Below are 25,839 nucleotides of genomic sequence, written 5' to 3'. Positions count from 1 at the left end.
CGTCATCACGGGCGGAGCGAAGTGACCCAGGGCAGCGAGCGGCCGGTTGGCATGGCGCTGCTAGATCGCTTCGCTCGGCTCACGGGGACGGAGTGAGAGCCGGCACAGGGAAGCGGTATCAGATCGCCGGGAAGTCGGCGACGATCCGGTCGACCAGCCCGTCGACGCCGAAGCGCACCGGGTCGGTGGCGGGCAGGCCGTGCTCGGAGCCGAGCGCGTCGAGGAGCGCCCGGGCCTCGCCCTCGGCGAGCGCCTGGGTGTTCACCGCGATGCCGACCGGCTTGATCCCCGGATTGGTCAGGCTGCCGAGCTGCACGGTGAGGTCGATCACCTGCCGGATGGTCGGAAGCGGGTGCTTCACGCCGCGCATGTTGGTGCGGGTCGGCTCGTGGCAGACCACGAAGGCGTCGGCCTGCGCGCCGTGCAGCAGGCCGAGGCTCACGCCCGCGAAGGACGGGTGGTAGAGCGAGCCCTGACCCTCGATCAGGTCCCAGTGGTTCGGCTCGGCCTCGGGCGAGATCGTCTCGACGGCGCCGGAGATGAAGTCGGCCACGACGGCGTCGATGGCGACGCCCCGGCCGGAGATGAACACGCCGGTCTGGCCCGTGGCGCGGAAATCGGCGTCGAGGCCGCGCTCGCGCATGCCGCGCTCCAGGGCCAGCACGGTGTACTTCTTGCCGACCGAGCAGTCGGTGCCGACGGTGAGCAGACGCCGCCCGGCCCGCTTGGTGCCCTTGCCGGTGGGGAAGCGCTCGTCGGTGTGGCGGACGTCGTGGAGCTGGCGGCCGCGGCGGGCGGCGGCCTCCGCGATGGCCGGGACCGCGCCGAGCTTCACGTGCAGGCCGCTCGCCACGTCGAGACCGGCCTCGATCGCCGCGACGATCTCCTTGACCCAGTGGTCCGGCAGGACGCCGCCGGCGTTGACGACGCCGATCACCAGGGTCCGGCAGCCCTTCGCTAGGGCCTCGGGCAGGGTCATGTCGGGGATGCCGAGATCGGCGGCGCAGCCCGGCAGGCGCATCTGGCCGACGCACCATTCGGGGCGCCAGTCCTTGATCCCGTAGGCGGTCTTGGCCGCCAGCGTGTCGGGCACGTCGCCCAGGAACATCAGGTAGGGCGTGGCGATCTGCATCGGTCGAGCAACCTTCTCCGGGAGGCCGGCGGACCGTCTATGCGGGATCGCGGGCGGCGTGCGCAATGCATGGGGCTGGCCAAGGCGGTCGATGCGGCTGCCCCACGGAGCATACCGGCTCTGCACGCCGTCATCGCGAGCGCAGCGAAGCGACCCAGGGCAGCGCGACGTCATTGAGCGGGGCGCGACCCTGGCTCGCTTCGCTCCGCTCGCGAAGACGGTTCGTCGCCTCAGATCGGCGGAGCGCCGAAGCCCCGTTCAGGCGGCGCGTCGTCGCGCCACCCCCGCCTCGTTGGCCACCGCGCCCACCGGCGCCGGCACGCCGGTCGCCCGGACCATCCCCTCGGCGCCCGCCAGCGCGCCCGCGCGCAGCTCGAGACCGAGGAAGCGCGCGCGCTCGAACGGCCCCGGCAGGGTCAGGCCCTCCGCGAGCGCCCGGTCGAAGCCGAAGCGCGCGTAGTAGGGCGCGTCGCCGACCAGCAGCACGGCGCCGTGTCCGAGGGATTCCGCCCGGCCGAGGGCCGCCTGCATCATCACCGAGCCGAGCCCCTGGCCCTGGATCGCCGGATCGACGGCGAGCGGGCCGAGCAGCAGCGCCGGGCGGGCGAGCCCGGCCTCGACGTGCCACAGCCGCAGGGTGCCGACGAGCCGTCCCGCCCGGGTCGCCGCGAAGGCGAGGCCACGGGCCGGCAGGCGGCCCTCGCGCAGGCGCTCCGAGGTCTTGGCGCGTCGATTGCCGGGAAAGCACGCGTCGAGCAGGCGCTCGCGCGCCGGGACGTCGTGGAGATGCTCCGCGCGGATCTCGATCATGGCTGTGCCCTCCCCGGGCCGGCGAGCGGGAGAAGCGATTGTCTGTGACCGAGAGCCGGACGCCCTCGGTCGACGCGGTGGTGGACGTCAGCGTCCAGCCGGGTCGCCCTCCCCGTCATCACGAGCGAAGCGACGTGACCCAGGGCAGCGAAACGTCGGAAGGCGTCGCGCGTCCCTGGATCGCTCCGCTCCGCTCGCGAGGACGGAGGAGCCTGCGTCCCTCAGCCGGAACCCGTCCTGATCCTAGGAAGGATCAGATGACGATCTGCTGAAGGGGCGGGAAGCCGTTGAAGGCCACCGCCGCGTAGGTCGTGGTGTAGGCGCCCGCCCCCTCGATCAGCACCTTGTCGCCGATCGAGAGCGAGACCGGCAGCGGGTAGAGCTGCCGCTCGTAGAGCACGTCCACCGAGTCGCAGGTCGGGCCGGCGATGACGCAGGGCTCGGTCGCCTCCCCGTCCCGCGCGGTGCGGATCGGGTAGCGGATCGCCTCGTCCATGGTCTCGGCGAGCCCCCCGAACTTGCCGATGTCGAGGTAGACCCATCGGACCTCGTCGGCCTCGGCGGACTTCTTCGACACGAGCACGACCTCGGCCTCGATCAGGCCGGCGTTGCCGACCATGCCGCGGCCCGGCTCGATGATCGTCTCGGGGATCTGGTTGCCGAAATGCTTGGTCAGGCCCCGGAAGATCGCCTCGCCGTAGCTCTCCACGCCCGGCACCGCCTTGAGGTACTTGGTCGGGAAGCCGCCGCCGAGATTGACCATCGAGAGGCCGATGCCGCGCTCCGCGCACTCGCGGAAGATCGCCGCCGCGGAGCCGAGCGCCCCGTCCCAGGCCTCGGTGTTGCCCTGCTGCGAGCCGACGTGGAACGAGATGCCGTAGGCCTCGAGCCCCTGGCGGTGGGCGTGCTCCAGCACGTCCGCGGCCATCTCGGGCACGCAGCCGAACTTGCGGGAGAGCGGCCAGTCGGCGCCCGCGCCGTCGCACAGGATGCGGCAGAACACCCGCACCTCGCCCGCCGGCACGCCCAGCGCGTCGGTGGCCCGGGCGATCTTCTCGACCTCGGCCTGGCAATCGACCGCGAACAGGCGGATGCCGAGCTTCAGGGCGCGGCCGATGCAGCGCTCCTTCTTGATGGTGTTGCCGAAGGAGATCCGGTCGGCGGTGGCGCCGGCGGCCAGCACCATCTCCATCTCGGCCACCGAGGCGGTGTCGAAGCAGGAGCCCATCTCGGCGAGCAGGCGCAGCACCTCGGGGGCCGGGTTCGCCTTCACGGCGTAGAACACGCGAGTGTCCGGCAGGGAGCGCGCGAAGGCGGTGTAGTTGTCGCGCACGACGTCGAGGTCGAGGACCATCACGGGGCCCTCGTCCTGACCGAGGTCGCGGCGCACGCGCAGGTAGTCACGGATGCGGTCGGTCATGGTCGTCTCCCGGCACGGGTTCGCGAGCGCCCTACGCGGGGCGCGCTGTCGAAGATGACGGCCCGAACGGGCCGCCGGCGTCAGGGGGCGATGCGTCGCGCGGACCCACGCGCTTTGGAGACGCGTGCGTCGGAGCGGGCGCAGAGCACCCGGAAGCTGCCGTGGATTGGAAGGGAGGACCCCCACCGCACGCCGGGCAAAGAGAAACAAGCCTCTTCGGTGCCGGCCTGTGGAGGGCCGACGAGACCAAAAAAGCCCGTTCGTCGTTGCTTTAAGCTGCGTCCCCCGTGGAGAGCGGGGTTCGCCGGTTTCGCCTCCGGCTGCCGGTTGTTGTCGGGGTCCGGTGTTGCCACCTGGATGCCGGCCGTAGGGATCCACCCTTGCGACCATCGATCCTTTAAGACCCCTGGCGGCTGTCCGGCAGTTGACCGGATGCCCACCAACCGACACGCGGCCACAGGCACGTGCGAAATTGGGCACGGCGCATATACGGAGACGGGACCCGCGCGACAAGGGGAAACCGCCCCGGAACGCCCGCTTTTCCGCCCGCAATCCACACCCCGCGCGCTCCGTTGCAAAAACGACGCATCGACGACGCGCCCCGACCGCGTCGACGGGGCCGTGCGGGCTTCCCAAGCGGGGCGGAAGCGGGCATCTGACCGGACGGGGCAGAGTACTCAGGCGAGCGAGCGAGCGATGGCCGGGCCGACCAGATTCACCGCGACGGCGCGGGCGTGAGCGCCTCCCTGTGAGCGCCCGGTCATGAGCGCCCCCTTGCGCAGCCCGGTCGGCGACGGGCTCCCCGAGCCGACGATTCGCACCGCCACGCTCGCCGATCTCGACGCCCTCGTCGCCCTGGAGCACGCCGCCTTCGCCACCGACCGGGCCGAGCGCCGGGCGATCCGCCACGCGATCCGCTCGCCCTCCATGGACGTGCTGGCGGCCCTGATCGACCCGCCGGACCGGGATCCCGTTCCGGTGCTCGTCGGCGCCGCGGTGCTGGAGCGGCGGCGCGGCAGCCGGATCGCCCGGCTGGCCTCGATCGCGGTGGCGCCGAATCGCGGCGGCCTCGGCCTCGGCGGCCGTCTCCTCGACGCCGCGGAGGCCCGCGCCCGCGCCGAGGGCTGCGACCGGCTCCGGCTGGAGGTGCGCGCCGACAACGGCGCCGGCATCCGCCTCTACGAGCGCCGGGGCTACAGCCGCTTCGCCGTGCGGCCGGACTATTACGAGGACGGGATGGAGGCGTGGCGCTACGAGCGCACGCTGTAGGCGCCGCGCGGACCACCGCCCAGCCGCCGGCCGGCCGCACACCGTCCCGGCGATAGCGAGATCCGGCCAGGCGCGTCCTCGCGCCACACTCCGTCATCGCGGGGGCACCGGCAGGCCGACAGCGCTGAACCTGCGGCTCTTCGGGAGTGCGCCCGCAGGATACCTGGCCCCTCGCGCCGCGCCACGGACCTGCACAAGCCCGCCGCGCGGCCGGCGACCGCGCCGATATCGTCACGCGAGAATGCGGTCCAATTCCCGATAATCCTCGCCAATTCCGGTATTTATCTCATATCACTTCACAATTCGGCCCATAGTCGACTCATAAATCCGTGTTTTTGTCGAATAATTTCGGTCGATTGCCTGACAAAACCTTACGTTTTAAGACAGAGCATCGCGGGACATGAGATCTCACCGATGACGCGCTGGCTGGGACGCTTCTCGATCCGGACTTTGCTGTGCCTGGTGATCGTCATCATGGCCTGCATGGCGCTGGGCAACGCGGTGCGGACACTCGTCGACGCGCGGGCGCGGGCGGCGGGCGCCGCGAGAGCCCTGACCCTGACGCAGGCGAGCCAGGGCCTCCTCCGGACGATCCTCCCGCTGCGGCTCGAGCGCGGATCGACCCTCGCCCTCGGGGGTGAGGCGCCGGCGGACGCGAAGACCCTGTCGACCATCGCGGGGAGCCGACAGGCGCTGACCGAGCATTACGGCCGGGCCCGGCGCAGCCTGGGCGATCTGGCAGAGCCGGCGGTCGGCGCGACGCTCGAGCGCCTGAGCACCGCGCAGGCGGCGATGGCGGACCTGCGCCCCCGCATCGACGCGGCCCTCGGGCTGCCGCTGGCCCGGCGTGACCCGGCGCTGCGGGACGCCGCGATGGCCGCCTTCCAGGACCTGCTCGAGGCGCTGACGGCCACGCTGAAGGCGGTCGACGCGGCCATTCCCCGGTCCGATCCGGTGCTGCAGCGCTATCTCGCCCTCAAGCAGGCGGCCTGGGAGACGCGCGTCGCCAGCGGCAACGTCGCGGTGCGGGTACAGGCCTCGCTGGTCGCCGGCGCGGCGTGGTCCCTGCCCGAGACGGTCGCGGCGGCGGCGGAGCGGACCGAGCTTCTGTCCGCGTGGCGCCGCACCACCGAGGCCGCGGTCGACGTCTCGGAGACGGTGCGGGCCGCGTACGAGCGGGCGAAGGCCGACAATTTCGAGGGCGACACCCGGGCCGTCGCGCAGGCGGTCTTCGACGCGCTCAGCACGCACGCGCCTCCGCGCCACAGCTTCGCGGAGCTGCGCGACCGCAATACCGAGAACCAGCGCTCCCTCGTGGCCCTCTGCGACGCTGCGCTCGACGCGATGGTGGCGCGCGCCGAGGCGCTCGCCGAAGCGGCCCGGAGCGAGGTCGCGCGCAGCGGGGCAGCCTTGCTGGCGGTGATCCTGCTGGTGGCCCTCGGCCTGTGGACCCTGTTCGGCGGCGTGCTGCGCCCGCTCCGGGTGCTGACCGCCACGATGGGGGCGCTGGCCGACGGGGACGCCTCCGTCACGGTCCCGGCGCGCACCTACCGCAACGAGATCGGCGCCATGGCGCGGGCCGTCCAGGTGTTCAAGGACAACCTCATCCGCGGCCGCCAGCTCGAATCCGAGGCCGCCGAGGCGCGTCAGGCGGCGGAGGCACGGCGCCGGTCCGACCTGCGGGCGATGGCCGAGCGCTTCGAGCGGACGGTCGGCGGCGTCATCGCCCAGGTCTCGGACGCGGCCACCGCGCTGCAGGGCACGGCCCAGACCATGACGGCCACCGCGACCGAGACCGCCAGCCAGTCCAGCACCGTGGCGGCCGCCGCCGAGGAGGCCGCCACCAACATCGGCACCGTGGCGGCTGCGGCCGAGGAGCTCGGCGCCTCCGTGGAGGAGATCGGCCGGCAGGTCGAGGGATCGACCCGGCTCGCCCAGGGGGCCGTCGCGGAAGCGGGGCAGACCGGCGCGATGGTCCGGGACCTGAGCGACGCGGTCGCGCGGATCGGCGACGTGATCGGGCTGATCGCGGCGATCGCCGGGCAGACCAACCTGCTGGCGCTGAACGCCACGATCGAGGCCGCCCGGGCCGGCGAGGCGGGTCATGGCTTCGCGGTCGTCGCCGGCGAGGTGAAGGCCCTGGCCGCGCAGACCGCCCGGGCGACCGAGGAGATCGCGGGCCAGATCGCCGGCATCCAGGGCGTGACCGGCGGGGCCGTCGCGGCGATCGGCGCGATCACGGGGCGGATCCAGGAGATCAGCGGCGTGGCGAGCGCGATCGCGGCGGCGGTGGAGGAGCAGGGATCGGCCACCCGGGAGATCGTCCGCAACATCGGGGAGGCGGCCGTCGGCACCGGCGCGGTGACCCGCACGATCCTCGGCGTCGCCGGGGCCGCCGAGGAGACCGGCCGGGCGGCCAACGCGGTGCTCGCGGCGGCGTCCGCGCTGTCGCGCCAGTCCGAGACGCTCGCGGCCGAGGTCGCGCGCTTCCTCGACACCGTCCGGGCCGCGTGACCGGACGGTGCAGGGAGCCGCGCGGGTCTCCGCCCCGATCTCGCCCGTTTAGGGGAGTCTTACGGCTCGCGCGCTACAGCGTACGCAACGGGCGGGGGCAATCCCGCCGCGCATGAGTCGCCGTCCATGGCCGTGATCGTCGCCTTCGTCATCAATGCGGGGCTCAACTTCGTCCTCGGCCTGCTGATCGCCAAGCTGCTGGGGCCGGCGGATTTCGGCCGGTTCGCCCTCGCGACCACCGGCGCCATCGTGCTGAACACGGTGCTGTTCGAGTGGCTGCGCCTGTCGGCGACGCGGTTCTACTCGGGGCGCGTGCGCGTCGACGAGCCGTGGATCCGCCACGGGCTCGACCGGGCCTACCTGCGCATCGGCGCGCTGCTCCTGGCCGCCGCGGCCCTGTGCGGGGCCTTCGGCTTCGCCGGCGGCGCCGACGGGCGCGAGGCGGTCCTGTGCGGCACCGGCCTCGCGGCCCTGGGCATCGGCGTGTTCGACTACCACGCGGCCCTCGCCCGGGCGCGGTTCGACGGCAAGCTCTATCTCGGCCTCGTCGCGGTGAAGAACGTCCTGTCCTTCGCCCTGATGGCGGCGGCGGCGTGGTGGCTGCCCCAGCCGGCCTGGGTGCTGGCGGCGGCGGGACTGAGCCAGCTCCTCGCGGTGGTGGTGCTGCGCCACCCCCTGCGGGACCCGCGCACGCCCCTCGAGCGGCCGCGCCTGTCGGCGACCTGGCGGGTCTTCGCGCGCTACGGCCTGCCGCTCATCGCCGCCAACACCGCCTACCAGTGCCTCACCTTCGTCAATCGTGGCGCCATCGCGGGCCAGGCCGGCTTCGCCGAGGCCGGCTACTTCGCCCTGGCGGCCGACGTCACCTCGCGCGCGCTGATGACGCTGGGCACCGCCCTCGACCTGCTGCTGTTCCAGCTCGCCGTGCAGGCCGAGGAGCAGAGCGGCCGCGCCGCCGCCGAGGCGCAGGTCGCCGCCAATGCCGGCACCGTGTTCGCCCTGCTGGCGCCCTGCGCGGTCGGCTTCTGGGCGGTGCTGCCGGCCCTCCAGGGGCTGGTGGTGCCGGACGCCTATCGCGGGCCGTTCGAGACCTATAGCACCGTGCTGATGCCGGGCCTGTTCTGCCTCGCGATGATGTTCTACGCCCTCAACCCGGTCTTCCAGATCCGCCGCCGGACCCTGCCGGTGGTCGCCGCCGCCCTGGTCGGCCTCGCGGTGAACGGCGCCGGCCTGCTGGTCCTCCCGGACCGGATGGGCGGGCTCGGCGTCGCGGTGGCGCAGACCGCGGGCCTCGCCGCCGCCGGAACGTGGCTCGGCTGGCGCGCCCTCACCGGCCCGGGGCGCATCGCGCTGCCCTGGGGCGAGATCGGCGTCGCCGCGCTCGCCTGCGCGGCGATGGGGCTCGCCCTCGCCCCCTTCCGGCAGCTGCCGCCCGCCACCGCCCTGGCCGTGCTGGTTCCGTCCGGGATGGTTCTCTACGGCGCCCTGGTCTGGATCCTCGACATCGCCGGCCTGCGCCGTCAGGTCCTGGCGCGCCTGCGCCCGGCGCGAACCGTGGCGGCGGAGTAGGCTCATGCGAGGGCAGCGCAGTGGAAATCCCGCCGCTGAAACCCCGCGACTCCGCCTGCGCTTGAATCCGCCGCCGGATCCGGCGACACCCGTCCTGGAATGGATACAAACAGGACCGGGACGGGAACGATGGGCGTCTACGAGCCCGGCACCGAGGCGGAGGCCGGGGAGATCGTGCGGGCCGCCGCCGGGCGCGGCGAGGGCCTGCGCCTCGCCGGCGGCGGCACCGCCGCGGGGCTCGGCCGGCCCGCGCAGGACAGCGCGACGCTCTCCGCGCAGGCGCTCACCGGCGTCACGCTCTACGAGCCCGCCGAGATGGTGGTGGCGGCCTGGGCCGGGACGCCGCTCGCCGAGGTCGAGGCGCTGCTCGCCTCCCGCGGCCAGATGCTGCCCTTCGAGCCGATGGACCTGCGCGGCCTGTACGGCACCGCCGGCGAGCCGACCCTCGGGGCCGTGGCGGCGATCAACAATGCCGGCCCCCGGCGGATCAATGCCGGCGCCGCCCGGGACAGCCTGATCGGCGTGCGCTTCGTCAACGGGCGCGGCGAGGCGATCAAGTCGGGCGGCCGGGTGATGAAGAACGTCACCGGCCTCGATCTCGTGAAGCTGATGGCCGGCGCCCACGGCACGCTGGGCCTCCTCACCGAGGTCACCTTCAAGGTGCTGCCCGCCTGCGAGCGGGTGGCGACCCTGGTCTTCTCCGGCCTGGACGACACGCGGGCGGTGACCGCCCTGTCGGAGGCGCTGGGCTCGCCCTTCGAGCTCACGGGCGCCGCGCACCTCCCGGCCGGGATCGGCGCCCCGGAGGCGCGGACCCTGATGCGCCTCGAGGGTTTCTCCGACTCCATCGACTACCGCACGGGCGAGCTGCGGCGCCTGCTGAAGCGCTACGGCCAGCCCGAGATCATCGACGGCGAGGCCGGCGCCGCCCTGTGGCGGACGGTGCGCGACGCGGCGCCGCTCGCCGAGCCGCGGGAGGCCGCCCTGTGGCGGATCTCCACCGCGCCGACCCGCGGGCCGGCCCTGGCGGCGGCGGTCGCGGCCGAGCGCGACGCGCGCTGGTTCTTCGACTGGGGCGGCGGCCTGATCTGGCTCGCCACCGGCGCGGCGGGCGATGCCGGCGCCGCGACGGTGCGCCGGGCGGTGCGGGCGCAGGGCGGCCACGCCACCCTGGTGCGCGCGCCCGACGCCGTGCGCGCCGCCGTGCCGGTCTTCGAGCCGCTGGCCGAGCCGCTGATGCGGCTCACCGCCGGCATCAAGGCGGCGCACGACCCCGCCGGGGTGCTCAACCCCGGCCGGATGTACGCCGGACTCTGAAGCTTCAGATCCCGCCCCTCCCCGAGCGTGGGGAGCCGTGGCGCCGAGGACGCGACCCGTGCAGACCAACTTCGCCCCCGCCCAGCTCGCCGATCCCGCCATGGCGGCGTCGGAGAAGATCCTGCGGACCTGCGTGCATTGCGGCTTCTGCACGGCGACCTGCCCGACCTACCTGCTGCTCGGCGACGAGCTCGATTCCCCGCGCGGGCGGATCTACCTGATCAAGGACATGCTGGAGGGCGGCAAGCCGGCCTCGCAGGAGGTGGTCAAGCACGTCGACCGCTGCCTCTCGTGCCTGTCCTGCATGACCACCTGCCCGTCGGGGGTGCACTACATGCACCTCGTCGACCACGCCCGGGCCCATATCGAGGAGACCTACGCGCGCCCCGCCGGCGACCGGTTCCTGCGGGCGCTGCTCGCCCAGGTCCTGCCCTATCCGGGGCGCTTCCGCCTCGCGCTCACCGCGGCCAAGCTCGGCGCGCCGTTCCGGGGGCTGGTGGCCCGGCTGCCGCGGGTCGGCAACCGCCTCGCGGCCATGCTCGACCTCGCGCCGGCCGGGACGCCGCCCCGCGAGCCGACGAACCGGCCCGGCCGGTTCCCGCCGGCGGGCGCGGGGGCGGCCGGGACGGCCCCCAAGCGCGTCGCCCTGCTGCGCGGCTGCGCCCAGAGCGTGCTGCGGCCGGACTTCAACGCCGCCGCGATCCGGCTGCTCAACCGGCACGGGATCGAGGTCGTCCACGCGAACGAGGGCTGCTGCGGGGCACTGACCCACCACATGGGCAAGGAGGACTCGGCCCACGCCCACGCCAAGCAGGCGATCGACGCCTGGGACGCCGAGATCGCCAAGGGCCTCGACGCGATCCTGGTCACGGCCTCGGGCTGCGGCACGACCATCAAGGATTACGGCTTCATGTTCCGCGACGACCCGGCCTACGCCGAGAAGGCGCTGCGGGTCTCGAGCCTGGCCAAGGACGTGACCGAGTACCTCGCGCTGCTCGACCTGGCCCCCGTCGCCGAGACCGACCTGGTGGTGGCCTACCACTCGGCCTGCTCGATGCAGCACGGCCAGGGCATCCGGCTGGAGCCCAAGACGCTGCTGAAGCGCGCGGGCTTCACCGTGAAGGACGTGCCCGAGGGCCACATCTGCTGCGGCTCGGCGGGGACCTACAACATCCTGCAGCCGGAGCTGGCCGCGAAGCTGCGCGCCCGGAAGGTCGCCAACATCGAGCGCGTGCGCCCGGACGTCATCGCCACCGGCAACATCGGCTGCGCGACGCAGATCGGGAAGGGCACCGGCATCCCGATCGTCCACACGGTCGAGCTGCTCGACTGGGCGACCGGCGGCCCGAAGCCCGCGGCGCTCGCCGGGGTGACACCGCGGCTCGAAGCGGCGGAGTAGGCACACGCCTGTCGCGTGGCGCCGCGTTCACCGTGACAGGCCCGTGACATCTATTCACGTTGACCCTTGCCAAATCCGCGCAGCGGTCTGTAATGATGTCGACCCCTCTCCGGTCCCGCCGGTCGCCGCAACGGCCCGCGGACGTGACCGAATTCCTCGCGAAAGCGGTCGCGGTGTCGCGGCGGGCCCTGTCGGTCCGCTTGGCGGCGGCATGTGCCGCCCGCGATCGGGCAGGTGTCGCACGACGCGGCGGAGATCCTCCGCCGCACCCAGGAATTCACGGCCGGTCCCCCGCCGGCCGAGATTGTTTCGCGAGGTCGGGACCACGATGGACGGACGCACGGCCCAGCATAAGGCTGCGCGTGCCCCGGAGGCGCAAACGGTGCGTCACGCCGGTCCGTCCGTCCGCCCGGCCTGTTTCAACCCCAGGCGCCCAGGGCGCCGAACGGCGGTTGACGGCAATTTCCCCTCGAACCCATCCGCCTCGGCGACGAGGCCGGCATCCCGCCCGACAGCATTGACGTCGGGCGAGGCGCCGCCGGGACCACGGGCACGGAGAACGACGTCGGCCGCCATGCCGAGAGTCCGACATGGCCAACAAAATGCTGATCGACGCGATGCACCCGGAGGAGACCCGGGTCGTCACGGTCCACGGGTCTAGGGTCGAGGAGTTCGACTTCGAAGCCGCCAACCGGCGCCAGCTGCGCGGCAACATCTACCTCGCCAAGGTCACCCGGGTGGAGCCGTCGCTCCAGGCGGCGTTCGTCGAGTACGGCGGGAACCGCCACGGCTTCCTGGCCTTCAACGAGATCCATCCCGACTACTACCAGATCCCGCTGGCCGACCGGCAGGCACTCCTCGAAGAGGAGGCCCGCGACGCCGAGGAGCACCGCGAGCGCGAGGAGCGGCGCCGCCGGTCGTCGTCGCGCCGGTCCCGCGGCCGCCGTGCCGAGGCCCGCGCCCGCGGCGCCGACGAGACCGTGAGCGCCGAGGACACGCACGCGGCGCCCGAGAGCGAGGATCAGGCCGAGATCCGGAACGAGTCGGGGATCGACCCGGCCGTCCAGCCCGACACGCTGTCCGAGAACCCCGAGGCCGTGCAGGAGGCCCTCGCCTCCGAGGCCGCCGCCGGCGACCTCCCGGAGGGTGAGCCGGCGCAGGCCGCCGAGCCCGAGACCGCGCCGGTCGAGGCGCAGGCGGCCCCCGCCGCGTCGGAGCCGGTCGCCGCCGACTCCGCCCCGTCCGAGGACGCCCCCTCCGAGCCGGAGGCCCGCATCGCCGTGGCGGAGGCGCTGACCGTGTCCGACGCGCCGGACGAGACCGCCGCGCACGCGATCGTGACGGAGGCGAGCGAGGCTGGGGCGAGCGAGGCCGAGGAGACCGCGTCGACCGCCGCCGACCCGTCGGCCGAAGCGTCGGACGAGGCCTCCGAGGAGGACGACGAGGAATCCGACGACGACGAGGATGAGGACGAGTCGGAGGACGACGAGGACGAGTCCGACGAGGATGACGACTCGGACGAGGAGTCCGATGAGGAGTCCGACGATCCCGACGCCGAGCCCAAGATCGCCCAGGTCGGCGGCAACGGCGACGCGCTGGCTGAGATCCCCGAGCGTCCGCGCCACTACCGCCGCCAGTACAAGATCCAGGAGGTGATCAAGCGCCGCCAGATCATCCTGGTGCAGGTGGTCAAGGAGGAGCGCGGCACGAAGGGCGCGGCGCTCACCACCTACCTGTCGCTCGCCGGCCGCTACTCGGTGCTGATGCCCAACACCGGCCGGGGCGGCGGCATCTCCCGCAAGATCACCTCGGCGGCCGACCGCAAGCGCCTGAAGGAGGTCGTGCAGGACCTGGAGGTGCCCGAGGGGATGGGCGTCATCCTGCGCACCGCCGGCGCCTCGCGGTCCAAGCCCGAGATCGCCCGCGACTTCGAGTACCTGATGCGCCTGTGGGAGTCGGTCCGCGAGCTGACCCTGACGTCGATGGCGCCGGCCCTCGTCTACGAGGAGGGCTCGCTGATCAAGCGCGCCATCCGCGACCTCTACAACAAGGATCTGGACGAGGTTCTGGTCGCCGGCGAGGACGCCTACCGCGAGGCCAAGGACTTCATGCGGATGCTGATGCCCGGCCAGTCCAAGGTCGTGAAGCCCTACCGCGACTCGACGCCGATCTTCGCCCGCTTCGGCGTCGAGCAGCAGCTCGACGCGATGTTCTCCACGCACGTCTCGCTGAAGTCCGGCGGCTACCTCGTGATCAACCCGACCGAGGCCCTGGTCTCGATCGACGTGAACTCCGGCCGCGCCACCCGCGAGCACGACATCGAGGACACCGCCCTCAAGACGAACCTGGAGGCCGCCGAGGAGGTCGCCCGCCAGCTCCGGCTGCGCGACCTCGCGGGCCTGATCGTCATCGACTTCATCGACATGGAGGAGAAGCGGAACAACCGCGCCGTCGAGAAGAAGCTCAACGAGTGCCTGAAGAACGACCGCGCCCGCATCCAGGTCGGCCGGATCTCGCCCTTCGGCCTCCTGGAGATGAGCCGCCAGCGGATCCGCACCGGCGTGCTCGAATCCTCCTCGATCCCCTGCGCCCATTGCGGCGGCTCGGGCTTCGTGCGCGCCACCGCGTCGGTGGCGCTGCACATCCTGCGCTCGATCGAGGAGGTGCTGCTCAAGTCGGCCTCCCACAACCTCGTCCTGCGCACCCGTACCGAGATCGCGCTCTACATCCTCAACCAGAAGCGCGGACACCTGCGCGAGCTCGAGGTGCGCTTCGGCGTGACGATCACGATCGCGGCCGACGAGCGGCTGGCGGCGACCACACCGTTCCAGCTCGACCGCGGTGAGCCGGCCCAGCGGGCGGAGGGCCCGGTCACGGGCGTGCGCGCCCAGGCGATCTCGCCCGCGATGGAGTTCGACGACGAGGACGAGGAGGCCGACGAGGCCGAGCCCGAGACCGACGCCGAGGGCGAGGTCGACGAGGGCCGCGCCGAGGCCCGCGAGGACGGGTCGCGCGAGGAGGGCGAGGGCCGCCGCCGCCGCCGTCGCCGCCGCCGGCGCGGCGGTCGCCAGGAGGGCCGCGGCGAGGACGGGCGCGCCGAGGACGATCGCGGCGACGACGATCAGGACGACCAGCAGGACGACGGCCGCGACGACGCCCGTTCGGACGCGGAACGGAGCGACGGGGACTGGGACGGCGCGCAGCCGGCCGGGACCGAGGCTCCCGCTGCGGCCGTCGCCGCGGAGGCCGGCGAGGCCGACGAGGCCGTCGCGGGTTCGGACGAGGCGGCGCGGTCCGAGGACGAGGGCGGCCGTCGCCGCCGCCGCGGGCGCCGTGGCGGCCGCGGTCGCAGCGAGGGCCGCACCCGCGAGGCGTCCGAGACGGACGACGCGCCGGAAGCCGCGGGCGATGTCGTCGCCCTGTCGGCGGCGGAGCCGGTGAGCGCCCAGGCTGTGGCCGAGGCGATCGAGGCGGCGCCGGCCGCGGCCGCCGAGACCCAGACCGAGACCGAGACCGCGGTGGACCTGCCGGTGGCCCCGGTCGAGTCCGCGGCGCCGGCGGCCGATCGGGCGACCGTCGACGCGCAGGCCGAGGCCGGCTCGCCCGAGGCCGCTCCCGCCGAGCCGGCGCCCGAGCCCGTGGCGATCGTGCTGACGCCGCCGTCCGATCCGGACCGGCCGAAGCGCGCCGGCTGGTGGTCGCGCACCAAGGCGGCCCTGACCGGCGAATGAAGCATTGCGCCCCCTGATAGAGCGCTATCAGGGGGCGCAACTTCTCGAAGTAGACGTGTTGCGCTGCACCGATGCCCCGCAACGCTTGTCGAGAGACTTGTCTATCCTTCACCATTGGTTGAAGGTTCTGTGTGACCATGCGCCCCGATTAGAGTGTCGGAGAGGCCCGCATGTTCAGTTTGCGCCGGCAGCGTCAGGTTCCTGACGCGCTAGCAACCCCGGTGACGACGACCGCCCCGGTCGAGACGGCGGCGGTCTCGCCAGTCGAGACGGCCCCGACGCCCGTCGCGGAGCCGGCCGTCGATCGGGAATGGCTGACTCTCCTGGCGCGCCTGTCCGCCTCCGCGTCCGACGCCGGCACCTCGATCGGCTGGATGACCCACGACGCCTCCGGCACCGCCGAGCAGGCCCGGCTCATCGCGGCCGCCAGCGAGGAGCTCGCCGCGACCACGGGTGAGATCGCCGCCCGCTCCTCGTCGGCGGCCGAGATGGCCGAGACGGCCCGGGCCGGCATCGCCACCTGCGTGGGCGACCTGCACCGCGCCACCGACGGCATGCGCGGGATCGAGGAAGGCACCGAGGAGATCGGCAGCCGGCTCGACAGCTTCTCCACCGCGGCGCTGCGGATCGAGGAGATGGCCGGCACGATCGCGGCGATCTCGGCCCAGACCAACCTGCTGGCGCTCAACGCCACGATCGAGGCGGCGCGGGCCGGCGAGGCCGGGCGCGGCTTCGCGGTGGTCGCCGCCGAAGTGAAGACGCTCTCGGCGCAGACCGCGAAGGCGACGGACGAGATCCGGGCGCGGGTCAGCGGCCTGCGCGAGGAGATGGCGGCGATGCAGGCCGCCGTGACGCGCAGCCGCAACGCCGTCGAGGCCGGCGCGTCCGCGATGGTTCGGGCCAATGCCCGCGTCGAGGCCGAGAGCGGCGCCGTCGCGAGCGTCGCGGCGCAGATGCGTGAGGCCTCCGAGATCCTCGGCCAGCAGATGCAGGCCACCGGCGACATCGCCCAGAACGTCGGCCGCATCGCGGAAGGGACCGACAAGGCCCGCCGCGAGATCGGCGACGCCCTCGCGCAGCTCGGACGGATCGAGGATCTCGGCCGCACCCTGCTCGACCGGCAGACCGGCACCGCCGCGGATCAGCGGGTGATCCGCCTGTCGGCGGACTGCGCCGCGTGGCGGCGCGCCATCGCGGCGACCCTGGTCGGCATGCGCTCGACCGACACGCCGCCGGATGGGGTCCCCGCCGACGCGACGCGGCCGGCCGCCATCGAGAAGCCCCTGGCGCAGGCCCGCGAGCAGGCGGCCGCCCTGGTCCGCCACGTGCGCAGCCAGACCTGGGACTCGGCGACCACGGCGTTCGTCGCCTTCGAGGCGGCAGTGAAGGAAGCCCGGGCGGCGATCGAAGCCTGAAGGTCATCCGACCCCGGGTCCGCCGTGACCCGGGGCCGTCTCGGGCGAGGACCGGAGGCCGTCAGGCCGGCGGCGGATCGGAGCGCGGCGCTGCCGGCGCCGCGTCGGCCTTCCGGCGATCGCGCTCCTTGCGCAATTCCCGCTCGGCCAGCAGCCAGAACTCGATCTCGAATCCCTCGGGCCTGTGGTTGCGCTCCCAGAGCTCGTAGGCCCGCTCGCGGATCTGCTCGAACGTGATCGTGTCGGACGACCGCGCCGAAGGCTGCGGCGCCGCCGCGTCGGTCCCGGACGCGGGTCCCGGCGCGGGCTCGGACCCAGACTCGGACCCGAGTGCGGATCCCTGCGCCGGTGTCCCCGCCATCGGATGATCCGGAGGCGGACGGAAATCGGGGGGCACTTCCATGACGCCGGTCTCAGGCGGCCGGCTTGTCGAGATAGGCAGCAATGCTGGTGATCCGGCTGCCGACCATGGTCACCGCCTTGCGCAGCCTCTCCTCGCTGACTCCGAAACGCTGCGCCCACTCCTCGCGGGTGGCGCGGTCGTAGATGTCGATATGCGTCTTGCCCCTGGATTCGGTCGACATGCAGTGCCCGCTCCGGTTCGCCGTGAGACGCGGCCGTGCCGCGCATTCTGGAGGGACAACCGGACTCGGAGACTTCGGTTGCCGCCGGTCGCGCGGGACGCGCAGCTAGACCGCGCGAGACGTCAGGGTGCGGTGGGAGCGGGGCTGGGGACCGGCGCCGGATTGGCCTCGGCCGCGTCCGGGCGGACCCGCCCGGCCACGAAGGCGGTCAGCAGCGGCACGAGCAGCGCCGTGACCACCACGCTCGCCGCCACCAGCACGGTGGCGGGGCCGGCGGCCTCCTTGTAGGCCGGATTGGCGGCGGCGATGATCGCCGGCACGGCGGCGGCGTTGCCGGCCGTCGAGGCGGCGGCGACGCCCGCCACGCCGTTGCCGCCGGTGAGGCGGTCGGCGACGAACAGGGCGGCCCCGGTGATCGCCACCACCGCCACGCCGAGGCCGATGCCGAGGAGGCCCGCCTGCCAGATCTTGGCGAGGTCGAGCCCGAAGCCGAGGGCGAAGGCGAAGAACGGGATCATCACCGGTGCCGCCCCCGACAGGAAGGCGCGCATGTCGCGGTCGAGGTTGCCGAGGATCATGCCGATCAGCAGCGGCAGGATGCTGCCCACCAGGGTCGGCCACGGGAAGGCCGACAGGCCCGCCAGCCCGAGCGTCACCATGGTGAGGAACGGCCCGGATTCGAGGCTCATGATCGCGTAGGCGCCCGCATCCTTCGGGCGGCCGAACTGGCCCATCAGGGCGAGGTAGAGCCCGCCGTTGGTGTCGTTCATGGCGGCGACGATCGCCAGCGTCGACAGCCCCGCGAAGGCGCCCCCGGCTACCGGCGCCTCGCCGAGGATCTGCCCGAACACCACGCCCATGACCGCCGCGACGCCGACCTTGGCGGCCAGCAGGACGCCGCCCTTGCGGGCGATCGCCGGGGCGGCGCGGAAGTCGATGCCCGCGCCCATGCAGACGAAGAACACCGCCAGGATCGGCAGGGCGCCGTTGAACAGCGCGCCGGTGAACGAGCCGAAGAACGTCGCGGTGTCCGGGAAGAGCGTGTGGAGGATCGCGCCGAGGAACAGCGGCACCACCATCAGGCCGCCGGGCACGCGCTCCAGGGAGCGCTTGATGGGAATCTGCATGGGTCGCCCTTCCGGTGCCGGCCCGTTCCGGATCCTGGCACCCGCCTTCCCCCCGGCGGCCTGCTACAACCTTTCGACGAGGCCGCGCAACGCGCGGCTGGACCGGTGCACATGGTGACAACTGCGCGGGCCCATCCCTGCCTGGGCGCGGCCCGGCACGATCTGCGGCGGCCCGGATGTCGTCAGCGACGTCCCCGTCCCTCTCCTGCCCCCTGGACCCGGCGGCCTCGCCCGGGCGGCGGTCGATCCGCGACGCGAGGCTGCCCGCTTGACCGCCGCGCTGGCCGGTCGGTATGCCGCGCGACAACCTGACAACGAGCACGTGAGCCGCGCTCGGCCGGGCGGCGCGGCCGGCCCGGCGCCCGCCATGATCCGCCCGACATGACCCGCCTGCGCCTCATCGCCGACGATCTCACCGGCACCCTCGACACGGCCGCGGGCTTCACCGGCCTGTGCGGGGCGATCCCGGTGGCGTGGCCGGAGCTCCTGGCGGAGGATGGACCCGGCTGCCTGGCGATCGATTCCGGCACCCGGGAAGGCTCGGCCGCGGAGGCCGACCGGATCGTCGGCGCCCTCGCGCCTCGGCTGGACGGGGCCGACATCGCCTTCAAGAAGGTCGACAGCCTGCTGCGGGGCCCCTGGGCTGCCGAACTCGCGGCCGTGCTGCGCACCGGGACCTGGGGGCGCTGCGTGGTGGCGCCGGCCTTCCCGTATCAGGGACGCCGCACGGAGGGCGGGCGGCAGCTCGCCCGGCGCGGCGCGGGCTTCGAGCCGGTCTCGGGCGACATCGCCGAGGGCCTGCGGGCGGTCGGGCTGCCGGCGCACCTGGCCGACGTGTCCGACGGGCCGGTGGCGGGCGTCGCCGTCTACGACGCGGCGAGCGACGCCGACCTCGCCCGGGTCGCGGATCTCGGCGGCGACGGACCGGTGCTCTGGTGCGGCAGCGGCGGCCTCGCGGCGGCCCTGGCGCGCGGCGTGGCGGCGCCGGGCGACGACCGGCTCGCCGGCCCCGTCCTCGGGCTGTTCGGCTCGGACCGGCCCGAGACCGCGGCGCAGCTCGCGGCCTGCGGCGCCCACCACCTCGTCCTGTCGGCGCGCCATCCGGACCATGCCGGCGCGGTGGCCGCGCGCCTCGACCGGGACGGCGTCGTCCTGGCGAGCCTCGCGCTGCCCGAGGGCACCGCCCGGGAGGAGGCCGCCGCGCGGATCGCCCAGACCTTCGCGCGGGTGATCGACCGCGTCCCGCGGCCCGGCACGCTGCTGGTGGCCGGCGGCGAGACCCTGAAGGCGCTGTGCCTCGCGCTCTCCGCCGCGCGCCTCGACGTCACCGGGCAGATCACCCCGGGCCTGCCCCGCTCGACCCTGCGGGGCGGACGCTGGGACGGGCTCGCGGTCGTGTCCAAATCCGGCGCCTTCGGAACAGAGGACGTCTGGCGCGATCTACTTCACGGCAACGGCTTTCCGCGCAGCAGGAGCGACGCGTGACCTCACATCTCGCCATCACCATGGGCGATCCGGCCGGCATCGGCCCGGAGATCATCGTCAAGGCCGCCGCCCGGCTGAAGGACCGGATCGACGCGGGCGACCTCAAGCTCGTCGTCATCGGCAGCGCCCCTTCCCTGCGCCGCGCGGAACGGGCGCTCGGCCTCCTGCCCGATCCCGTTCCCGAGGTCGCCGAGGACGGCGACTGGCCGGCGCTGTGCTGCCTCCAGGCCGACGCGGAGGGCGCGCCGATCGAGCCCGGCCGGCTCTCGGCCGACGGCGGCCGCTTCGCCTACAAGGCGATCGAGGCCGGCGTTCGCCTCGCCCTGGCCGGCCGGATCGGCGGCATCGTCACCGCGCCCCTCAACAAGGAGGCGCTCAACAAGGCCGGCTACCACTATGCCGGCCACACCGAGATGCTGGCGGAGCTGACCGGCGTGCGCGGCTCAGTGATGATGCTGGCCCACGGCAACATGCGGGTCTCCCACGTCACGACCCACGTCGCCCTGGAGGACGTGCCCAAGCGCCTGACCCCGGAGCGCCTGCGCCTCGTCATCGACCTCACCGACAAGGCGCTGAAGGGGCTGGGTCTCGCCCGGCCGAAGATCGCGGTCGCCGCGCTCAACCCCCACGCCGGCGAGGGCGGCCTGTTCGGGCGCCAGGACATCGACGTCAGCGCGCCGGTGATCGAGACGGCCAACGCCGACGGGCTCGACGTGCACGGCCCGGTGCCGGGCGACACGGTGTTCGTGAAGCTGCGCGCGGGCCAGTACGACGCGGTGGTGGCGATGTACCACGACCAGGGGCACATCCCGGTCAAGCTCCTGGGCTTCGAGATCGACCCGGCCACGGGCAAGTGGATGGACCTGTCGGGGGTGAACATCACCCTGGGGCTGCCGATCATCCGCACCTCGGTCGATCACGGCACCGCCTTCGACATCGCCGGCACCGGCGTCGCCAACGAGCGCAGCCTGATCGAGGCGATCGAGTTCGCCGAGAAGCTGGCGGCGAACCGTCAGGCCGGTTGAGCGCGGGGCAGGCGCACGGGATCTCCGAAACGCGGTCTCCGATCCGCCAGCCCGACCGCCTTACGTGTTTCACGTGAAACAAAGCAGGAACGAAATCTACCGCGCCTCGGTCTCCTGCCCCACGGCCTCGCAGGCGAACGGCGACGGCGGCGCCTCGACGCCGCGCCAGCGACCGTAGGCCCAGGGGCGGTACCACGCCGCCCGCGCGGGCACGCGCTCCGGGACGAGGTCGATGCCGTGGGTGCCGAACGGCCCGCAGCGGCAGATCCGGGCGAAGCCCATCCAGCCGCCGGGCCAGAGGCCGTGCCGGGCGATGGCCGTATCGGTGTACTCGGAGCAGCTCGGCCAGTGGCGGCACTGGCGCCCGATCAGGCCCGACAGCGTGAGCTGGTAGCCGCGGATCGCCCAGTGGGCGGCGCGCCGGACCATCCCGTCAGGCGGCCTGCCGCTTGGCGGCGATCTGGTCGAGGGCGTCCACCACCGCGTCGAAGGTCAGGAGCGTCGAGGCGTGGCGCGCCTTGAAGTCCCGCACCGGCTCGAGCACCGCGAGGTCCGACCACGCGCCGCCGGGCGCCGGGCCGTTCTCCTTGAGCATCGACCGCATGGCCGCGCGGACGCCGCGCAGCTCGTCCGCGCTGGCGCCGACCACGTGCCGGCCCATCAGCGACGAGGAGGCCTGACCCAAGGCGCAGGCCCGGACCTCCTGGGCGAAATCCGCGACCCGGCCGTCCTCGCCCAGGACGAGGTCGACCGTCACGGTCGAGCCGCACAGGCGCGAATGGGCCGTGGCGCTCGCGTCCGGGTTCTCGAGCCGGCCGAGCCGGGGGATGTCGGCGGCGAGTTCCAGGATACGGCGGTTGTAGATGTCGTCGAGCATCGGGTCCTCGGCCGGAGGCACACTTTCCATCGGGACTCTGCCGCGTGCATCGCGCATTGCGCGTTACCCCGCGAACGATGATATAGGCGCCATACGGCCGCTTCGCGAGGAGGCGGGCCGTCGACCAGGGTCGCGCCAACGGCCACGGTGGTTCCCACGGCCTTTCGTCCATCCCGGGGCGCCGGCTTGAAACCTTTTCGAGCCCGGGATCTTCCCTCGAACGCCCGACGCGATCCGACGATGTACGCCAAGCCCGACAGCACCCCGATGAAATCCCGCATCGCGCGGGCCGGAGATGCCATGGATGCCGCGCTCAAATCCTTGTCCTACCAGGGTGACGGCCAGGGTTTCGACCGGAACGGGGGCGACGGGCAAGGGCTGAACGGCATGCGCAATGACAATCGGCCGGTGGATGAGGGCCGTCCCGTCGAGGTGGCGCCCGAGCCGGCCTCCGCGACCCGCGTCCCGGACGGGATCGAGACCGGCCGCCCGAGCCGCGCCGAAGCCGAGGCCGCCGTGCGCACCCTCCTGCGCTGGGCCGGCGACGACCCGACCCGCGAGGGCCTGCTCGACACCCCGGCCCGGGTCACCAAGGCCTACGAGCAGCTGTTCGGCGGCTACGCGGTCGACGCCGAGAAGCTGCTGGAGCGCGTGTTCGAGGAGGTGGAGGGCTACTCGGACATCGTGCTGGTGCGCGACATCCCGTTCCACTCCCACTGCGAGCACCACATGGTGCCGTTCATGGGCCTTGCCCACATCGCCTATTACCCGACCCGGGGCGTGGTCGGCCTGTCGAAGCTCGCCCGCGTGGTCGACACCTTCGCCCGCCGCCTGCAGACGCAGGAGACCATGACCGCCCAGATCGCCGACGTGATCGAGAGCATCCTCAAGCCCCGCGGCGTCGCCGTGATGGTCGAGGCCGAGCATCTCTGCATGGCGATGCGCGGCGTCCAGAAGGCCGGCGTCTCGACCATCACCAGCCAGTTCCGCGGCGTCTTCAAGGACAACGCCAACGAGCAGGTCCGCTTCCTGACCCTGGTGCGCGGCGGCGCCAAGTAGCCCCGGGCGACGCCTCGACCATGACCGCGCGCGACACCGCCTTCGCTCCCCCCGGCACCCGGGCCGAGATCGAGGAGGGCACGGCCCTCACGCCCCGGTTCGACCGCGACGGCCTCGTCGCCTGCATCGCGGTGGACGCGCGGGACGGGCAGGTGCTGATGCTCGCCCACATGAACGCCGAGTCGCTGGCCCGCACCCTCGAGACCGGCGAGGCGTGGTACTGGTCGCGCTCGCGCCGGGAGCTCTGGCACAAGGGCGCGACCAGCGGCCAGATCCAGCGCGTCGTCGAGATGCGGGTCGACTGCGACCAGGACGCCCTGCTGATCCGCGTCGAGGTCGGCGGCGACGGCGGCTGCTGCCACACCGGCCGGCGCGACTGCTTCTACCGCAGCGTCGTCCGGGAGGCGGACGGCCGGGTCGTCCTGAAAGCCGCCGGGCGATGAACCGCCCTCTTGCCACGCGGTGGCAAGACGAGTCCGCCGACCCGCATTTCCCGCCCGGAACCGTCGAGCCGGTCCGCGCGCCGCCGAGCCCCGGCCCGCAGGTCGGGCTCGCCCTCGGGGGCGGCTCGGCACGGGGCTGGGCGCATATCGGGGTGATCCGCGCCCTGGAGGAAGGCGGCATCACGCCGACCGTGGTGGCCGGCTGCTCCATCGGCGCCGTGGTCGGCGCCTGCTACGCGGCCGGGCGCCTCGACCGGCTCGAGGCCTTCGCCCGGGCGCTGACCCGGCGTCGGGTGGTGGGGCTCATCGACCCCCGCCTGCCGGGCTCAGGCCTGATCGCCGGCAACCGCCTGCGCCAGCGCCTCGCCGCGGATCTCGGCGAGCGCCGCATCGAGACGCTGCCGATCCGCTTCGGCTGCGTCGCCACCGAGTACGGGACCGGCCACGAGGTCAGCCTGACCGAGGGCCCGGCGGTGGACGCGGTGCGCGCCTCCTACGCGATCCCCGGCCTGTTCCCGCCGGTGGCCCATGACGGCCGCGTGCTGATGGACGGGACCCTGGTCAACCCGGTGCCGGTGGCGCTCGCCCGGGCGCTCGGGGCCGACCTCGTCATCTGCGTGAACCTCAACGGCGACACCGGCGGACCGGTGGTGCGCGAGGCACCGCACCCGGCCCCGCCGCGCCGGGGCTTCCTGCAGGTCGTGCGCGGGCGCCTGCCGGGCTTCGATCGACCCGAGCCCGAGATCGCCGTGCCGGGCATCGCCCGGGTGGTGCTCGACGCGTTCAACACCACCCAGGACCGGATCTCGCGGGCCCGGCTGGAGCGCGACCCGCCGGACGTGGCCATCGGCCCGGATCTGGCGGCCTTCGGGCTGTTCGACTTCCACCGGGCCGCGGAGGGCATCGCCCTCGGGCACCGCGCCGCCCGCGCCGCCCTGCCCCGGATCCGGGCCGTGCTGGAGGGCGCGGCCGCGCGGGCCTGAGGGATCCGGGCGCGCTCCGTCCGGAGGGGGCCGTCATCCGGCTGTCGTGGCCGCCTGCGATGGGCGCCCGTGCATGCTGGAGGACCTCCAATGTATACGAGTCGCCGTCAGATCCTGCTGTCCGGAGGCGCCGGCCTCGTCGGGCTGGCCACGGGCCTCGGACGGCCCGGCCTGAGCCGCGCCGCCGACCGGCCGCTCCTGACCCACGGCCTCCAGTCGGGCGACGTCGGCACCGACTCGGCGGTGGTCTGGGCCCGGTCCGACCGGCCGGCCCGGGCGATCGTCGAGTGGGCGACCACCGAGAGCTTCGCCGACATCCGCGGCGGCGTCTTCGCCGACGCCCTGCCGGAGACCGACGGCACCGTGAAGGTGGCTCTGACCGGGCTGCCGGCCGGCCAGGACGTGTTCTACCGGGTCCGCCTGGAGGACGTCGCCGCGCCGACCATCGTCGGGCCGGCCCAGGTCGGGCGGTTCCGGACCGCGCCGGCTGACCGGCGCTCGGTGTCGTTCTGCTGGTCGGGCGACACGGCGGGCCAGGGCTGGGGCATCGACGAGGCCCGCGGCGGCATGACGATCTATTCCGCCATCCTGAAGAACCGGCCGGACTTCTTCATCCATTCCGGCGACACGATCTACGCCGACGGGCCGATCCAGTCCGAGGTGAAGCTCCCCGACGGCAGCCTGTGGCGCAACCGGGTGACCGAGGAGGTGGCCAAGCCGGCCGAGACGCTCGCGGAGTTCCGGGGCCGGCACAAGTACAACCTCACCGACCGGAACGTGCTGGCGATGAACGCCGCCGTGCCGATCCTGGCCCAGTGGGACGACCACGAGGTCACCAACAACTGGTGGCCGGGGGAGCCGCTGACCCGGGCCGAGCACCTGAAGAAGAAGTACGCCGACCCGAACGTGCTGGCGCTGCAGCTGCGGGCGGCCAAGGCCTTCCACGAGTACATGCCGATGCGCTTCGAGCCGTCGGAGCCCGGCCGGGTCTACCGCAAGATCGGCTACGGCCCGCTGGTCGACGTGTTCATGCTCGACATGCGCTCCTACCGGGGCCCGAACGGCGAGAACCGGCAGACGGCGTACGGGCCCGAGTCCTACTTCCTCGGGCCGCAGCAGATCGCGTGGCTGAAGCGGGCGCTGCTCGAGTCCCGCGCTACCTGGAAGGTGATCGCCGCCGACATGCCGCTCGGCCTCGTAGTGACCTACGACACCGACCGCAATTTCGGCTCGGAGGCGGTGGCGCAGGGCGACGGACCGCCGCTGGGGCGCGAGCTGGAGATCGCCGACCTGCTGCGCTTCATCAAAAGCGCGGGGATCCGCAACACGGTCTGGCTCACGGCCGACGTGCATTACACGGCCGCTCACTACTACGACCCCGACAAGGCGCAGTTCCAGGATTTCGAGCCGTTCTGGGAGTTCGTCTCCGGGCCGCTGCACGCCGGCACCTTCGGGCCGAACGCGCTGGACAACACTTTCGGGCCGCAGCTGCGCTACGTGAAGGCGCCCGACAAGGGCCAGGTGAACCTGTCGCCGGCCGCCGGCTACCAGTTCTTCGGCCACGTGGCGGTGGACGGCGCCACCGAGCAGATGACGGTGACCCTCAAGGACGCGGCCGACACCGACCTCTGGCACGTCACGCTCGATCCCGTGAAGGCGTGAGGCGGGCGCAGAAAGGAA

21 protein-coding genes are annotated in these 25,839 nt (G+C 73.4%); 13 read left to right on the top strand and 8 right to left on the bottom strand.

Going from position 1 to position 25,839, the window contains the following annotated elements; all coding sequences use genetic code 11:
• Positions 1 to 118 precede the first annotated feature (118 nt).
• The 3 genes from dgcN to ACLBYG_RS20515 form a co-directional block, all read right to left on the bottom strand.
• Complete coding sequence (gene dgcN, locus ACLBYG_RS20525) at positions 119 to 1,132, bottom strand: N-acetyltransferase DgcN (RefSeq protein ID WP_020091144.1); 1,014 nt, start codon at positions 1,130 to 1,132, stop codon at positions 119 to 121.
• 258 nt (positions 1,133 to 1,390) lie between these two features.
• Entirely contained in the window at positions 1,391 to 1,942 is a 552-nt protein-coding gene (locus ACLBYG_RS20520; RefSeq protein WP_091928083.1) for a GNAT family N-acetyltransferase, read from the bottom strand.
• Between the two features lie 253 nt (positions 1,943 to 2,195).
• Positions 2,196 to 3,362: a type III PLP-dependent enzyme gene (locus ACLBYG_RS20515; RefSeq protein WP_091928082.1), complete on the bottom strand. Its 1,167-nt coding sequence runs from the start codon at positions 3,360 to 3,362 to the stop codon at positions 2,196 to 2,198.
• Positions 3,363 to 4,124: 762 nt separating this feature from the next.
• Here ACLBYG_RS20515 and ACLBYG_RS20510 point away from each other — a divergent pair.
• From ACLBYG_RS20510 to ACLBYG_RS20480, 7 genes are all read left to right on the top strand, one after another.
• Positions 4,125 to 4,631 carry a GNAT family N-acetyltransferase gene (locus ACLBYG_RS20510; protein ID WP_447682631.1) on the top strand — a complete coding sequence of 169 codons (507 nt, stop codon included), beginning with the start codon at positions 4,125 to 4,127 and terminating at the stop codon, positions 4,629 to 4,631.
• Positions 4,632 to 5,045: 414 nt separating this feature from the next.
• Complete coding sequence (locus ACLBYG_RS20505) at positions 5,046 to 7,145, top strand: methyl-accepting chemotaxis protein (RefSeq protein ID WP_447682630.1); 2,100 nt, start codon at positions 5,046 to 5,048, stop codon at positions 7,143 to 7,145.
• Between the two features lie 126 nt (positions 7,146 to 7,271).
• Entirely contained in the window at positions 7,272 to 8,714 is a 1,443-nt protein-coding gene (locus tag ACLBYG_RS20500) for a lipopolysaccharide biosynthesis protein (protein ID WP_447682629.1), read from the top strand.
• A 129-nt stretch (positions 8,715 to 8,843) separates the two neighbouring features.
• Positions 8,844 to 10,031 carry an FAD-binding protein gene (locus ACLBYG_RS20495; protein ID WP_447682628.1) on the top strand — a complete coding sequence of 396 codons (1,188 nt, stop codon included), beginning with the start codon at positions 8,844 to 8,846 and terminating at the stop codon, positions 10,029 to 10,031.
• Positions 10,032 to 10,089: 58 nt separating this feature from the next.
• The gene (gene glcF, locus ACLBYG_RS20490) at positions 10,090 to 11,430 is read left to right on the top strand and encodes a glycolate oxidase subunit GlcF (protein WP_447682627.1); all 1,341 of its coding nucleotides are present in this window, start codon (positions 10,090 to 10,092) and stop codon (positions 11,428 to 11,430) included.
• Between the two features lie 590 nt (positions 11,431 to 12,020).
• Positions 12,021 to 15,161, top strand: coding sequence for an Rne/Rng family ribonuclease (locus tag ACLBYG_RS20485; protein WP_447682626.1), 3,141 nt, complete (start codon positions 12,021 to 12,023; stop codon positions 15,159 to 15,161).
• Positions 15,162 to 15,331: 170 nt separating this feature from the next.
• Positions 15,332 to 16,576 carry a methyl-accepting chemotaxis protein gene (locus ACLBYG_RS20480; protein ID WP_447682625.1) on the top strand — a complete coding sequence of 415 codons (1,245 nt, stop codon included), beginning with the start codon at positions 15,332 to 15,334 and terminating at the stop codon, positions 16,574 to 16,576.
• A gap of 61 nt (positions 16,577 to 16,637) precedes the next feature.
• On the opposite strand, the gene ACLBYG_RS20475 is transcribed toward ACLBYG_RS20480, so the two are convergent.
• The 3 genes from ACLBYG_RS20475 to ACLBYG_RS20465 form a co-directional block, all read right to left on the bottom strand.
• On the bottom strand, positions 16,638 to 16,937 hold the full coding sequence (locus ACLBYG_RS20475) for a DUF2934 domain-containing protein (RefSeq protein ID WP_447682624.1): 300 nt from the start codon (positions 16,935 to 16,937) through the stop codon (positions 16,638 to 16,640).
• Between the two features lie 52 nt (positions 16,938 to 16,989).
• Positions 16,990 to 17,160, bottom strand: a complete 171-nt coding sequence (locus ACLBYG_RS20470) for a DUF3606 domain-containing protein (protein ID WP_234081777.1) — start codon at positions 17,158 to 17,160, stop codon at positions 16,990 to 16,992.
• A gap of 122 nt (positions 17,161 to 17,282) precedes the next feature.
• Complete coding sequence (locus ACLBYG_RS20465) at positions 17,283 to 18,287, bottom strand: 2-keto-3-deoxygluconate permease (RefSeq protein WP_447682623.1); 1,005 nt, start codon at positions 18,285 to 18,287, stop codon at positions 17,283 to 17,285.
• 381 nt (positions 18,288 to 18,668) lie between these two features.
• Between ACLBYG_RS20465 and ACLBYG_RS20460 the strand changes: the two genes are divergently transcribed.
• Positions 18,669 to 19,772 (top strand): four-carbon acid sugar kinase family protein, encoded by a 1,104-nt coding sequence (locus ACLBYG_RS20460; RefSeq protein WP_447682622.1) that lies wholly within the window; start codon positions 18,669 to 18,671, stop codon positions 19,770 to 19,772.
• Positions 19,769 to 20,797: a 4-hydroxythreonine-4-phosphate dehydrogenase PdxA gene (gene pdxA, locus ACLBYG_RS20455; RefSeq protein ID WP_447682621.1), complete on the top strand. Its 1,029-nt coding sequence runs from the start codon at positions 19,769 to 19,771 to the stop codon at positions 20,795 to 20,797. Before ACLBYG_RS20460 ends, pdxA begins: the two co-directional genes overlap by 4 nt.
• A 96-nt stretch (positions 20,798 to 20,893) precedes the next feature.
• On the opposite strand, the gene yidD is transcribed toward pdxA, so the two are convergent.
• Both yidD and ACLBYG_RS20445 read right to left on the bottom strand, forming a co-directional pair.
• Positions 20,894 to 21,226, bottom strand: a complete 333-nt coding sequence (gene yidD, locus ACLBYG_RS20450; protein WP_447682620.1) for a membrane protein insertion efficiency factor YidD — start codon at positions 21,224 to 21,226, stop codon at positions 20,894 to 20,896.
• 4 nt (positions 21,227 to 21,230) lie between these two features.
• The gene (locus ACLBYG_RS20445) at positions 21,231 to 21,674 is read right to left on the bottom strand and encodes an iron-sulfur cluster assembly scaffold protein (RefSeq protein WP_020091160.1); all 444 of its coding nucleotides are present in this window, start codon (positions 21,672 to 21,674) and stop codon (positions 21,231 to 21,233) included.
• 240 nt (positions 21,675 to 21,914) lie between these two features.
• Between ACLBYG_RS20445 and folE the strand changes: the two genes are divergently transcribed.
• From folE to ACLBYG_RS20425, 4 genes are all read left to right on the top strand, one after another.
• On the top strand, positions 21,915 to 22,733 hold the full coding sequence (folE, locus tag ACLBYG_RS20440; protein ID WP_020091161.1) for a GTP cyclohydrolase I FolE: 819 nt from the start codon (positions 21,915 to 21,917) through the stop codon (positions 22,731 to 22,733).
• A gap of 20 nt (positions 22,734 to 22,753) precedes the next feature.
• Positions 22,754 to 23,176, top strand: coding sequence for a phosphoribosyl-AMP cyclohydrolase (hisI, locus tag ACLBYG_RS20435; RefSeq protein ID WP_020091162.1), 423 nt, complete (start codon positions 22,754 to 22,756; stop codon positions 23,174 to 23,176).
• Entirely contained in the window at positions 23,173 to 24,159 is a 987-nt protein-coding gene (locus ACLBYG_RS20430) for a patatin-like phospholipase family protein (RefSeq protein ID WP_447682619.1), read from the top strand. Before hisI ends, ACLBYG_RS20430 begins: the two co-directional genes overlap by 4 nt.
• 90 nt (positions 24,160 to 24,249) lie before the next feature.
• Positions 24,250 to 25,821 (top strand): alkaline phosphatase D family protein, encoded by a 1,572-nt coding sequence (locus ACLBYG_RS20425; protein ID WP_091675754.1) that lies wholly within the window; start codon positions 24,250 to 24,252, stop codon positions 25,819 to 25,821.
• Positions 25,822 to 25,839 lie beyond the last annotated feature (18 nt).

This window comes from Methylobacterium sp. D53M, from assembly GCF_053345625.1.
This window is presented reverse-complemented; position numbering and strand designations above follow the sequence as displayed.